Source organism: Brevundimonas sp. UYEF29 (assembly GCF_040546195.1).
Lineage (GTDB): Bacteria > Pseudomonadota > Alphaproteobacteria > Caulobacterales > Caulobacteraceae > Brevundimonas > Brevundimonas huaxiensis.
The window spans coordinates 42,755-55,369 of sequence record NZ_JBEPNH010000004.1 but is presented as its reverse complement, the minus strand read 5'-3'; the positions used below and the strand labels follow the sequence as shown (position 1 = coordinate 55,369).

Here is a 12,615-nt window from a genome sequence, read left to right as displayed (position 1 = left end):
CGCGCGCCGCTGGGTCCCCCGGTCGCTGCGCGCCGGAGGATGACGATGGCCTTTAACGGCCCTGCAGCGCTCCGCGCATGACGGCCGACTTGCGGCTCATGCGGGCCTTAACCAGGCGATAGACCACGGCGACGACCAGGATGGTGACGGCGAGGCCGCCGATCAGCAGGGTGGGGCCATGAGCCTCGCTGAGGACTTCCATCTTCGCCAGGCCTTGAGCGGCGAGATAGCCCGGCGCCAGCATGGCCAGCACCCAGACGATCCCGGATGTGACATTGCCGAACTGGAAGGCCCGCTGACGCATCCGGAGCATACCCAGGGTCAGCGGCACGAAGGCGCGCAAGGGCCCGAAGAAGCGGCCCACGAAGATCGACATGACGCCGTAGCGACGGCAATACAGGCGCGTCCAGGCGATGCGGCGACGGTGCGCCTTGAACATCGGGCGCTGGAGGAAGCGCACGCCCAGCCGACGTCCGGCCCAGTAGGAGATGGCGTCGCCGATCACCGCGCCGATGACGCAGCCGACGATGACGTTGACGGGATCCAGCACGCCGGCCGCGATCAGGCCGCCCGCCGCGACCAGCAGGCCGGTGGCGGGCACGAAGGCGCCGACGACGGCCAACGACTCGACGAACACGACCAGGCCCAACATGACGCCGGCCCACATATGGTTGCGGGCGATGAAATCGCCCACGGCTTGCAACAGGGAATCCATACGAAGGCCTTGCGGGAGGAAGGCGGGGTCGGTCGAGGTCAAACCGACGTGGGGCGACCTTATGTCACCCGCTTACGGCAGGCGTGTGACCTTGGCGGCCAGGTCGGGACGCGGACGTTCCAGGGCGGGTTCGTTCAGCGTGCCGATGTGGATGAAGCCGGCGACGCTCTCGCCCTCGGTCAGGCCGAACAGGGCGACGCCTTGCGGGTCGTAGCTGTACCAGTCGGTGATCCAGCTGGACGAATAGCCGAAGCCGGAAGCGGCGTGTTCTAGGTTCATGCAGACTGCGCCCGCTGACAGGTGCTGCTCCCAGATCGGCTTGGATCCTTCGACCGGCGTCGAAACGACCAGGATGGTGACGGGCGCGGCGGTCAGCTTGGCCAGGACCGCCTGATCCTTGGCCGGGCCGTTCCTGAGTTCGACCAGCACGGCGAGGCGGGCGGCGATGTCGGTGCGCGATTGGGGACCCAGGACCACGAACCGCCACGGGAACAGCTTGCCGTGGTCGGGCGTGCGGGCGCCCAGGGTCAGGATCTCGTCCAGCTCCGCCTCGGACGGGCCGGGCGCGACCAGGGCCTGGGCCGGGGCGGAGCGCCGCTGGGCCAGGCGGTCGCGGAAATCTTTCGACGGAACGGGCGGGGGCAGGGGTTCGTTGAGGGCGACCATGCCGTCTAGCTAGGCTTTCATCCGCGTCTTCGCCATAGGTGGCCCATGCGCAAATCCGAAGAACCGAAATGGGCCGAGGGGCTGGCGAAACCGCCGGCCTGGCGCAGCGACGGAAACGAGACGGTGTTCGACAGCCCCTGGATGGCGCTGACCCGGCATCCGGCGACGGCGCCGACGGGGATGAAGGCCGACTATGCCGTCGTGCGGTTCAAGAACGTCGGGACCGGCGTCCTGCCCGTGCACGAGGACGGGACGGTGACCCTGGTGGGCCAGCAGCGCTTCGCCCACGCCAACTACAGCTGGGAAATGCCCGAAGGCGGCGCGCCGTTGGACGAGGATCCGTTCGACGGCATCCGGCGCGAACTGGCCGAGGAGGCCGGATTGCAGGCCGAACACTGGCTGCCGGCGCTGAAGGTCGAGATGTCGAACTCCATCACCGACGAGATCGGCATGACCTGGATCGCCTGGGGCCTGAGCCCTGCGCCGACCGATCCCGATCCGACCGAGATCATCGCCGTGGTGCGCGTGCCGTTCGTCGATCTGCTGGACGAGATCGGGCGGGGAACGGTGCGCGACAGCCTGACGGTGGCGACGGCCTACAAGGCCTATCATATGGCGATGAACGGCGAACTGCCCGAGGCGCTGGCGCGCGCCTTGCTGGGGCGCGTATGATGTCGCCGAAGGAGCCGGTCATGGCCAAGCTGGAAGTCGTTGCGGAAACCGAAATCGACAGCGTGTGGCGTCAGCTGCGCGCCTCGGCCGAGGCGGCGTCGCGCGAGGAGCCGCAGCTGGGCTCGCAGATGAATGCGGTGATCCTGTCGCACGACGACCTGGCTGGCGCGCTGAGCTTCCAGATCGCGCGCAAGCTGGCGGACGGCGAGATGAGCGCCATGTCGGTGCGCGAGGTCTGCCTGTCGGCGTTCAAGGCCGATCCGTCGATGGTCGAGGCGGCGGAGGCGGACCTTCAGGCTGTGGCCGAACGCGACCCGGCGATCCGCAACCTGTTGCAGCCCTTCCTGTATTTCAAAGGCTTCCAGGCCTTGCAGGGCTGGCGCGTGGCGCATTGGCTGTGGGGACAGGGGCGCGAGACGCTGGCCTTCCACTTTCAGAGCCGGATTTCCGAACTGTTCCAGCTGGACATCCATCCGGCCGCGCAACTGGGCAAGGGGCTGTTTCTGGATCACGGCACGGGCATCGTCATCGGCGAGACGGCGGTGGTCGGCGACGACGTGTCGATGCTGCATGGGGTGACCCTGGGCGGGACGGGCGCCGAGCGCGGCGACCGCCATCCCAAGATCGGCAAGGGCGTCCTGCTGGGCGCCGGGGCCAAGGTGCTGGGCAATATCCACGTCGGCGACTACGCCAAGGTGGCGTCCGGCTCGGTGGTGCTGAAGGCCGTGCCGTCCGGCTGCACCGTGGCGGGGGTGCCGGCCCGGCTGGTCAACTGTCCGACCAACGCCGAACCGGCCCGCACCATGGATCACACCCTGGCTGATGTGGTGTACGACTTCGTCATCTGAGCGGACGCCTCATAGCGCGATCCTGAGCGAGGCGCGGACGCTGCGCGGGGCGCCGGGGTAGATCCACAGGGCGCTGTAGGAGCTGGCGGCGTAACGCGCGTCGAACAGGTTGTCGACCTCGACGCGGGCGGTGACCTGGGGCGTCAGGCCGTAGTCCAGCGCCGCCTTGGCCTTCCAGTAGGCGGGCAGTTCGGGCGCGCCGAGCGCCAGGCCGCCGGCCCGGTCGCCGACGTAGGCCGCGCCGGTCATGAACGACCAGGTCGTGCCGTGGATGGTGGGGAAGCGACCGATGACGAACAGCGAGCCGGAATGTTCGGGCACGTTCAGCACGGCGTCGGTGGCGAAGGCGCGGTCGTCGGCCCTGGCGTCGGTCCAGCCGTAGTTGGCGACCACCTGCCAGACGTCGTCGATCTTCAAGGCGCCGTCCAGCTCGATCCCGCGCGTCGTCAGCTTGCCGACCGGGGCCAGGAAGTTGGGATCGACCGGATCGGTCGTCAGAATGTTCGACTTCTCAATATCGAAGACGGTGGCGGCGAGGTCCAGTCCGTCCCAGGCGCCGGCCAGGCCGATCTCATAGCCCTTGCCATCCTCGGGCGCGAAGCCGGAGCCGTCGCGGCCCGTGCCCGAGTTCAGCACGAACGACTTACCGTAGCTGGCGTGGGCGGTCAGGTTTTCGGTCAGGCTATAGCGGGCGGCGAGGCGGTATTTCAGGGGCGTGTCGCTGGCTTCACCGACGGCGCCGGTGCGGTTGTTTCGGATGGTCTGGTCGTAGTCGTCGAACCGCAGCCCGGCCAGCAGGCTGAGACGGTCGTTCACCTCCCACAGATCCTGGGCGTAGAGGGTGACGACATCGCGCGTCTCCAGATTGTCGGTGAAGGGCAGGGGTATCGGCGGCGTGACCGCGCCATAGACGGGGTTGAAGACGTTGATCGGATAGGGATTGGCGGCGGTCGGATTGATGCGCAGCCACTTCTCGCCATAGGTCAGCTGATAGGCCTTCACTCCGAAACCGAGATTGTGAACGCCCAATCCCGTCTGGACCACGCCGTTCAGCTCCAGCCGGGCCGACAGGTCCTCGACCGAGAAGTCGCGTCCGCGACGCTGACGCCACAGCTGGTCGCCCACCAGACGCGAATGGTCGCTCGACAGACCCTTCAGCGAGCCGCCCCGCCAGGCGACGCCGCCGTTCAGGCTCCAGTCGTCATTGATCCGGTATTCACCGGTGATCTGGTGCCGTTCGTTGCGGAAGCGGGTCACGCCGTCGCCGGGCTCGCCGTAGTAGTTCGAGGGCGGCAGGAACAGCGCGTCGCCGTTGATCGCCGGCATCCCTCGGTCGAACAAGGTCGTGAAGGTGGTGAACTCGCCCACATAGGTCAGGCGCAGATCATCGTTTGGACGCCAGGTCAGGGACGGCGCCACCACAGTGCGGTCCAAGCCGACATAGTCGCGCCAGCCGTTCGAAGTCTCGCCCGCCACCACAAGCCGTCCGGCCAGGGTGTCGTTGATGGGGCCGGTCAGGTCCAGTTCGCCGCGACGCAGACCGAACGATCCCACCGTGGCGGTAAAGGTGGCGGCGGGCGCAAAGCGCGGGGTCTTGGAGACGATATTGATGCGTCCGGCCGGGTCGATGTCGCCGAACAGGGCGCCGGACGGCCCCTTCAGCACTTCTATCCGCTCGGATGTCGCCGGATCGCGGGGCGGGGCCATGCCGCGATTGGCCAGGAAGCCGTCGACATAATATTCCGCGCCGCCGTCGGGCGTGCCCAGGAAGCCGCGAATGGCGAAGTTGTCCATGACGCCGCCGCGATTGTTCTGCTGGCTGACGCCGCTGACCAGTTCCAGCGCGTCGGCCAGGCGCGTCGCGCCCACGGCCTTGATCAGATCGTTCTCGATAGAGCGGCTGGACGGGGACATGGCCTCGGTGATCGATCCTGCACCCAGCGTCAGATCACGCGGCGCCGAGCGGCGGCCCAGAACGACGATCTCCCCCACCGTTTCAGGCTCAACCCCCGCGACAGCGACGGGGGCGGGGGCGTTGGCGGCGACCAGCAGGCACGCGCCGGCGCAGCTCAGAAGGAGGGACAAGGCAGGCTCCGTTTGAAATGTTATACTGTATCGGCTATCCGCTTCCGCCTGATGATGTCAACCGCTGCAACGCTTGTTCCCGCCTCCATTTCTTCGACTGCCGCGCCAAGCCGTGCGGTCAGTCGGATCCGATCCATCGACGCCCTTCGCGGGCTGGTCATCCTGCTGATGCTGGTCGATCACGCGCGGGAGTTCTTCTTCATCCACGCCCAGGTCTCGGACCCGATGAATGTGGAGACGACCTCGCCGGCGTTGTTCTTCACCCGGCTGTCGGCCCATTTGTGCGCGCCGGTGTTCGTGGCCCTGACGGGATTGGGGGCCTGGCTGTACGGAAACAAGCAGGCGGGCGGCGGGAACGGAGCCAGCGCGGCATCGGCCTTCCTGCTGAAACGCGGTCTGTTTCTGGTCGTGCTGGAACTGACGGTGGTCAACTTCGCCTGGACCTTCTCGGTTACGCCCGAGTTGATCTATCTGCAGGTGATCTGGGCCATCGGCCTGTCGATGATCGCGCTGGCGGCCTTGGTGCATCTGCCGCGTCCGATGCTGATCGCCGTGGGGCTGGTCATCGTGCTGGGCCACAATCTGCTGGACCCGATCACCATTGCGGCAGGGCAGCCGGGCTATGCGATCTGGGCGGTGCTGCATGATCGCGGATTTATAGACTTACCTTGGGGTGGTCAGGCGCGGACGTCCTATCCGCTGCTGCCGTGGATCGGCGTGGCGGCCTTGGGCTATGCCATCGGGCCGTGGTTCGCAGGCGAGCAGAGGACGCGGCTGAGGCGGCTGGTGCTGATCGGGGTGGGCGCGCTGGCCCTGTTCGTCGTGCTGCGGGCGATCAATGTCTATGGGGATGCGCCGTGGGCCGTGCAGGCGACGCCGATCCAGACGGTGATGAGCGTGTTGAACCTGACCAAATATCCGCCGTCGGCCGACTTCCTGCTGCTGACGCTGGGGATAGGCGCGCTGATCCTGGCAGGGCTGGAAAGAGCGCCGGAGCGGTTGGTCGGCGTGCTGGCGGTCTTTGGCGGAGCGCCGCTGTTCTTCTATCTGATCCACCTCTACGGGCTGCATCTGTTGAACCTGGCGGCCGTGATGCTGTTCGGCGCCAATCAGGGCGAGGGCTTCGGCGTGCCCGGCGTTGGCTGGGTGTGGCTGCTGGCGGCCCTGGTCGCCGTGCCCTGCTGGTTCGCCTGCCGCTGGTTCGGCGGGGTCAAGCGGCGCAGTTCGCAATGGTGGATGAAGTATCTCTGAGACGGGAAAATGCGCGACGCCGGTTTCCCTGAACCGCCGATGTCTCTAGGGTCCGCCGCCAACGTTCAGACCATGAGGCCCCCCGTGAAAGACACCGACCTGAAGCGCATCGAGGCGCACCTCAAGCGCACCTTCAACACCGGCGGCATCATCGTGAAGGCCCGCCCCAAGCAGAATGACTCGGCCGAGGTCTATGTCGGCGACGAGTTCATCGGCATCGTCTTCGAGGACGAGGACGAGGAAGGCTCGTTCATGTTTGAAATGGCGATCCTGGCCGAAGACCTTCCGGCCTAACCGCCGACCGATCCGACCGCCCGGCGTGAATGCGCCGGGCGGCTTTCGTTTCAGCGCGTGGGGGCCGCGCGTTCGAGGCCGTACAGCGCCTCGACGATGTCCTCGGCCTTCTGCTGGACCAGTCGCTGGGCGTCGTGGACGCCGCGATTGTAGAAGGCGCCGCCGATCTCCTTGCCGATGAAGTCCAGCAGCATCTCGGCCGGAAGCTGGCCGAGTTCCTGATCCAGTTCGCGGGCGAAGTAGTCGCGCAGTTTGGCGGTGATCGCCGCGCGTTCTTCCTTAGAGAATTCGATCGGCTTCATGCGACTTCGGCCAAGGCTTCTTCGGCGGCGATCCAGGCGGCTTCGGCGGCGGCCAGATCGGCTTCGGTCTTGGCGCGGGCGCGGGTCAGGCCTTCGAGGGCCTTGGGATTGCTGACCGAGGCGGTGGCCATGTCGTCGTCGATACGGGCGATCTCGGCCGCAAGGCGGGTCATGGTCTCCTCCGCCTTCTTGACCGCGTGACGCAGGGTCGAGGGCGAAGGGCCGGATCGCTTCTTGTTGCCCCTATCGTTCGCGCCCCCGCCTTTTGAAGAATTGGCGCTCTCTGCTTGCGAGGCGCCTGAGTTGGCCTTGGCCTCTTCCTTCTTGATCTGGCTGGGCTTGGCGATGGCTTGTTTCGCGCGGTCGAGGACGAACTTGGCATAGTCGTCCATGTCGCCTTCAAAGGGTTTCACCGTGCCGTCGGCGGCCAGCCACAGGCGATCCGCCACCATTTCCATCAGCGAGCGGTCGTGGGTGATCAGGATGACGGCGCCGTTGTAGTCGTTCAGCGCGTCGAGCAAGGCGCGGCGGCTGTCGATGTCCAGGTGGTTGGTCGGTTCGTCCAGGATCAGGACGTGGGGCGCATCCATCGCCACCATGTTCAGCAGCAGGCGCGCGCGTTCGCCGCCCGACAGGCTGTCGACCGTGGTCTCCTGCTTTTCGTAACACAGGCCGAACTGGGCCAGTTTGGAGCGGCGGGCGCTTTCGGGCGCGTCGGGCATGGCGCGGCGGATGATCTCCAGCGGCGTGTCGGTCGGGTCCATCGCCTCGATCTGGTGCTGGTGGAACCAGCCCACGCGCATCTTCCTGTCGCGGTGCAGTTCGCCCTCGGAGACGTTCAGGGCGCCGGCGATCATCTTGGCGAAGGTGGACTTGCCGGCGCCGTTGACGCCGAGCAGGCCGATGCGGTCGTCAAGGTCCATGCGCAGGTTCAGATTGCGCAGGATCGGCTTGCCCGGCTCATAGCCGACATTGGCCCGCTCCAGCCGGATCAGCGGCGGGGCCAGCGGGCGCGGCGGAGAGGGCAGGGTGAAGGGAGCGACGCGCTCCTCGATGGTGGTGGCGACCGGCTGCATCTTCTCCAGCCGCTTCATGCGCGACTGGGCCTGGGCGGCCTTGGACGCCTTGGCCTTGAAGCGATCGACGAAGGCCTGAAGGTGGGCGCGCTCGGCGTCCTGCTTGGCCTTGGCCGACAGTTGCAGCCGGGCCTTTTCGGCGCGGGCCTTTTCGAAGGCGTCGTAGTTGCCGGTGTAGAGGGTCAGGGTGTGGTTCGCGAGGTGCAGGATATGGGTGCAGACCTCGTTCAGCATCTCGCGGTCGTGGGAGATGATCAGGGCCGTGTGCGGATATTTCTTCAGCCGCGCCTCAAGCCACAGGGCGCCTTCCAGGTCGAGGTAGTTGGTCGGTTCGTCCAGCAGCAGCATGTCCGGCTCGGCGAACAGGGCGGCGGCCAGGGCGACGCGCATTCGCCAGCCGCCCGAGAACTCCGACATCGGCCGGGCCTGGTTCTCCTGATCGAAGCCCAGGCCGACCAGGATTTCGGCGGCGCGCGCGGGCGCGGCGTCGGCGTCGATCTCGATCAGGCGCGACCAGATCTCGCCCATCTCTTCCGGTTCTGCAGTCTCGAGCCGGCCCAGCAGGGTGTGGCGCTCGACGTCGGCCTCAAGGATGGTGTCGATGACGCTGACGGGGGTCGCCGGATGCTCCTGATCGACCGAGCCGATACGGGCGGTCTTGGGCAGGCTGATCTCGTCGCCGGCGGCGTGAAGCTCGCCCAAGATCAGCTTGAACAGGGTCGACTTGCCGATGCCGTTGCGGCCGACCAGACCGACCTTGGAGCCGGGCGGCAGGCTGACGGAGGCGTCCACGAGAAACTTGCGGCCCCAGGCGTTGAAGGTCAGGTCGGTGATCTGAAGCATTGCGGCGAAGGTTCTTCGGTTGGTCGGCGTCCCTCAATCGGCAGGTCGCCATGCGGGGTGCGTCAGGGATGCAAAAAGGGACGGTTGGAAACGCGGGAGGTGGTCGCTATAAGCCCGCGACACTCAATCTCCCAACAAGAAGTCAATTCCCATGACCGAACGTACCTTCTCGATCATCAAGCCCGACGCCACGCGCCGCAACCTGACCGGCGCGATCAACGCCGTGATCGAAGGCGCCGGCCTGCGCATCGTGGCCCAGCGCCGCGTCAAGCTGACGACCGAACAAGCCAAGAAATTCTACGAAGTGCACGCCGAGCGCCCGTTCTACGGCGAGCTGGTCGAGCAGATGACGGCCGAGCCGGTCGTCGTTCAGGTGCTGGAAGGCGACAACGCTGTCGCCGCCTATCGTGAAGTCATGGGCGCGACCAACCCGGAGCAGGCCGCCGAAGGCACCATCCGCAAGCAGTTCGCCCTGTCGATCGGTGAAAACTCGGTCCACGGTTCGGACAGCCAGGACAACGCCAAGATCGAGATCGCCCAGTTCTTCACCGACGACCAGATCGTCGGCTAAGCGCTCAAGTCGCGAGGGACCGCGTTCCGAGCGTAGCGCGAGCACAAGGCGCTCAAGTCGCGAGGGACCGCGTTCCGAGCGTAGCGCAGAAAAGAAGAGCTATCCGCGAGCATCAGCTCTCGCATAGCGTGACTATATAGGCCCGCGCCCGGAACCGGACGCGGGCCTTGTCGTTTGGTGGTCATGATCTCGTTCGTCTCCCGGAGAAGACCCATGAAGACCATGATCAAACTGGCCCCCGTCATCGGCGTCGTGGCCCTGCTGGCCGCCTGCGGCCAGACGATGGAACAACGCGCCGCCACCGGCGCCCTGGGCGGCGCCGTCGCCGGCCAGGTCATCGGCGGCAACACGGGTTCGACCGTGGCCGGCGCCGCCATCGGCGCCGTCGCCGGCGCGGCGACCAAGCCCCGCTAAATCCAAGTAGGTCTTCCCGGCGAAAGCCCGGATGACAAAAAGGCCCGGAGCGTTCGCTCCGGGCCTTTTCTACGTCTGACGTCCGGCGCCCTTACCAGATGCGGGCGCGGGCCTCGGGCGCAATATATTCCTTCTGGTCCGGAGAGACGCCGAAGGCCGCATACCAGGCGTCGATGTTGCGCGGCGAGGTCGCTGCGCGCACCGGGCCGGGCGAGTGCGGGTCGGTGGTCAGCTGCTCCTTCAGCGCCGCCTCGCGTGACTTCTCGCGCCAGACCTGCGCCCAGCCCAGGAAGACCCGCTGATCGCCCGTCAGCCCGTCGATGACCGGCGCCGGCTGGCCGTTCAGAGACTTGTGATAGGCGTCCAGGGCCAGCAGCAGGCCGCCCAGGTCGGCGATGTTCTCGCCCATCGTCAGGTCGCCGTTGACGTGCACGCCGGGGATCGGCTCCAGCTTGTCATAGATGTCGCCCAGCACCTTGGCGCGCGCCTCGAAGCGGGCGGCGTCTTCCGGCGTCCACCAGTCGCGCAGCACGCCGTCGCCGTCCGATTTGCGGCCCTGATCGTCAAAGCCGTGGGTGATCTCGTGGCCGATGACCGCGCCGATGCCGCCGTAGTTGACGGCCGGGTCCGCGTTCGGATCGAAGAAGGGCGCCTGCAGGATGGCGGCCGGGAAGACGATCTCGTTGCGCGGCGGGTTGTAGTAGGCGTTCACCGTCTGGGGCGTCATGCCCCATTCCAGCGGATCGACCGGCTTGCCGATCTTGCCGCGCTTGTAGGCCCATTCGAAGGCCGAGGAGCGCTCGACGTTGCCGTACAGGTCGTCGGCCTTCAGCTCCAGGCCGTCATACGAGCGCCACTTGTCGGGATAGCCGATCTTCACCCCGAACTTGGACATCTTGTACAGGGCCTGCTCGCGCGTGGGCTCGCTCATCCAGTCCAGGGTCTTCAGTCGCTCGGTCATGGCGTCGCGGATGTTGCCGACCAGGGCTTCCATCTGGGCCTTGGACGAGGCGGGGAAGTGCAAGCGGACGTATTCCTGAGCCAGGACCTCGCCCAGCTGACCATCGACCAGAGCCACGCCCCGGTTCCAGCGGGGACGGTTCTCAGGCTGACCGCGCAGCGTCTTGCCGCGGAAGTCGAAGCGGGCGTCGACGAAGGCCTTGGACAGATAGGGGCTGGCCTGATCAACGACGTTGAACGCCTGCCAGGCCTTCAGCGTCTCGATGGGGGTGTCGGCGAACACCTGGGCGATGGCGGGGATGGCGGTGTTTTCCATCAGCACCAGGGTGTCGACGTCCGACACCTGGGCGCCGGCCAGGAAGCCGGCCCAGTCGAAGCCGGGAGCCAGCGTCGCCAGGTCCGAGGCCTTGGCCGGGTTGTACAGCTTGTCGATCTGGCGACGCTCGACCGTCGTCCACTGCTTGTCGGCGACCTTGGTTTCGAAGGCCAGGATGTCCGCGGCGGTCTTGGCCGGATCGGCCCAGCCGATGGCGGTCAGGGTGGTCGTCAGATAGGCCAGATAGGCCTCGCGCTGGGCGGCGAAGTCGGGCTTCAGATAATAGTCGCGGTCCGGCAGGCCCAGCGATCCCTGACCCAGATAGGCCGAGTTCAGATTGGGGTTCTTCAGATCCTCGAACACGTCGATGCCGAACAGGGGCCGCCGAAGCCCGAATGGCTCTCGCCCATCAGGCGCGCCATGCCGGCGTGGTCGGTGACCGCCTTGACGGCGGCGAGGTCGGCGGCCAGCGGCGTCGCGCCCAGCTGCTCGATCTTCGCCTCGTCCATGAAGCTGGCGTACAGGGCGCCGACCTTGCGGGCGTTCTCGTTGGCGGGATTGGCGGCGCTGGTCTCGATGATCGACTTCAGCTGGGACTGGGCGTTCTCGTACAGGACGTCGAACGGGCCGAAGCGCGACTTGTCGGCCGGGATTTCGGTCGTGCGCAGATAGGTTCCGTTGGCGTATTCGTTGAAGTCGTCGCCGGGCTTCACCGAGGTGTCGCGACCGGCCAGATCGAAGCCCCAGGCGCCGAAGGGGCTGTGGGCCGTGCCGGCCATGCCGTGCGAATGCTGGGCCGAAGCGTCCTGGGCCGAGGCCGCGCCGCCGGTGAGAGCGACGACGATACAGGCCGAGCAGGCGGCCATCAGACGAATGCGAGTCATGGATAGAGAGGGTCCCGATTGAGGTCGGGCGCACCATTGCGCCGGTGCGGCGGTCTGTCGCATGACGTTTTTGTAATCTTCGCGCCGCTAAGGGCGGGGCAGGTCTCGGCAGAAGTCGGCCAGCACCTTCGGGTAAAGCTGATGCTCCGCCGTCTTGACCCGTTCGGCCAGGGCCTCGGCCGTGTCGCCCTCGACGATCGGCACGCGCGCCTGGCCCAGGATCGGGCCTTCGTCCACGCCTTCGGTCACCAGATGGACCGTGCAGCCGGCCTCGGCGTCGCCGGCGGCGATCGCACGGGCGTGGGTGTCCAAGCCGGGATAGAGGGGCAGCAGGCTGGGGTGCATGTTCAGCATCCGCTCGCGCCAGCCGCCGACCAGCCAGGGTGTCAGAACACGCATATAGCCGGCCAGCGCAACGACCTCGACGCCCGCGCCGCGCAGGGCGGCGTCCACCGCCCGCTCATGCGCCTCACGGTCCTTGCCGAACGATTTATGCGCCACGGTCGCCGTCGCCACGCCCTTGGCCGCCGCAATCGCCAGACCGCCTGCGCCCTCGATGTTCGACAGCACCAGCACGACCTCATAGCCGCTGTCCGGCGCCTGACCGGCGTCGATCAGAGCCGCCATGTTGGAGCCCGCCCCCGAGATCAGGACGGCGACGCGGACGGGCGGGGCGGCTTGGGGCGACATGGCGCCTCGCATGACGGCGCGGGCGACG

Annotated in this window: 12 protein-coding genes and 1 pseudogene; 6 read left to right on the top strand and 7 right to left on the bottom strand. The window is 67.0% G+C overall.

Annotated elements, in window-relative coordinates; all coding sequences use genetic code 11:
• Positions 1–52: 52 nt before the first annotated feature.
• Together ABIB58_RS08140 and ABIB58_RS08135 are read right to left on the bottom strand one after the other, a co-directional pair.
• On the bottom strand, positions 53–715 hold the full coding sequence (locus ABIB58_RS08140; protein WP_137721369.1) for a DedA family protein: 663 nt from the start codon (positions 713–715) through the stop codon (positions 53–55).
• 72 nt (positions 716–787) lie between these two features.
• Positions 788–1,381 carry a nitroreductase family protein gene (locus ABIB58_RS08135; protein ID WP_354040199.1) on the bottom strand — a complete coding sequence of 198 codons (594 nt, stop codon included), beginning with the start codon at positions 1,379–1,381 and terminating at the stop codon, positions 788–790.
• A 45-nt stretch (positions 1,382–1,426) separates the two neighbouring features.
• Here ABIB58_RS08135 and ABIB58_RS08130 point away from each other — a divergent pair, with 45 nt between their 5' ends.
• Both ABIB58_RS08130 and cysE read left to right on the top strand, forming a co-directional pair.
• Positions 1,427–2,053 (top strand): NUDIX domain-containing protein, encoded by a 627-nt coding sequence (locus ABIB58_RS08130; RefSeq protein ID WP_354040197.1) that lies wholly within the window; start codon positions 1,427–1,429, stop codon positions 2,051–2,053.
• 20 nt (positions 2,054–2,073) lie between these two features.
• Entirely contained in the window at positions 2,074–2,901 is an 828-nt protein-coding gene (cysE, locus tag ABIB58_RS08125; protein ID WP_045810141.1) for a serine O-acetyltransferase, read from the top strand.
• Between the two features lie 9 nt (positions 2,902–2,910).
• Here cysE and ABIB58_RS08120 read toward each other — a convergent pair whose 3' ends face one another.
• Positions 2,911–4,986: a TonB-dependent siderophore receptor gene (locus ABIB58_RS08120; protein WP_354040195.1), complete on the bottom strand. Its 2,076-nt coding sequence runs from the start codon at positions 4,984–4,986 to the stop codon at positions 2,911–2,913.
• A 51-nt stretch (positions 4,987–5,037) separates the two neighbouring features.
• On the opposite strand from ABIB58_RS08120, the gene ABIB58_RS08115 reads away from it, so the two are divergent.
• The gene (locus tag ABIB58_RS08115; RefSeq protein ID WP_045810065.1) at positions 5,038–6,237 is read left to right on the top strand and encodes an acetyltransferase domain-containing protein; all 1,200 of its coding nucleotides are present in this window, start codon (positions 5,038–5,040) and stop codon (positions 6,235–6,237) included.
• Positions 6,238–6,321: 84 nt separating this feature from the next.
• Complete coding sequence (locus ABIB58_RS08110; protein WP_017504669.1) at positions 6,322–6,531, top strand: DUF3126 family protein; 210 nt, start codon at positions 6,322–6,324, stop codon at positions 6,529–6,531.
• 50 nt (positions 6,532–6,581) lie between these two features.
• Here the strand turns inward: ABIB58_RS08110 and ABIB58_RS08105 are convergent, their stop codons facing one another.
• A complete protein-coding gene (locus ABIB58_RS08105) occupies positions 6,582–6,833 on the bottom strand; it encodes a DUF2164 domain-containing protein (protein WP_045810064.1) in 252 nt (83 codons plus the stop codon).
• Positions 6,830–8,752: a ribosomal protection-like ABC-F family protein gene (gene abc-f / locus ABIB58_RS08100; RefSeq protein WP_354040192.1), complete on the bottom strand. Its 1,923-nt coding sequence runs from the start codon at positions 8,750–8,752 to the stop codon at positions 6,830–6,832. Before abc-f ends, ABIB58_RS08105 begins: the two co-directional genes overlap by 4 nt.
• A gap of 151 nt (positions 8,753–8,903) precedes the next feature.
• Between abc-f and ndk the strand changes: the two genes are divergently transcribed.
• Positions 8,904–9,323: a nucleoside-diphosphate kinase gene (gene ndk / locus ABIB58_RS08095; protein WP_017504672.1), complete on the top strand. Its 420-nt coding sequence runs from the start codon at positions 8,904–8,906 to the stop codon at positions 9,321–9,323.
• A 213-nt stretch (positions 9,324–9,536) separates the two neighbouring features.
• Complete coding sequence (locus ABIB58_RS08090) at positions 9,537–9,737, top strand: YMGG-like glycine zipper-containing protein (RefSeq protein WP_017504673.1); 201 nt, start codon at positions 9,537–9,539, stop codon at positions 9,735–9,737.
• A 91-nt stretch (positions 9,738–9,828) separates the two neighbouring features.
• Here the strand turns inward: ABIB58_RS08090 and ABIB58_RS16410 are convergent.
• Positions 9,829–11,897: pseudogene (locus ABIB58_RS16410) on the bottom strand (M13 family metallopeptidase).
• Between the two features lie 87 nt (positions 11,898–11,984).
• A complete protein-coding gene (purN, locus tag ABIB58_RS08075) occupies positions 11,985–12,587 on the bottom strand; it encodes a phosphoribosylglycinamide formyltransferase (RefSeq protein ID WP_045810139.1) in 603 nt (200 codons plus the stop codon).
• Positions 12,588–12,615 lie beyond the last annotated feature (28 nt).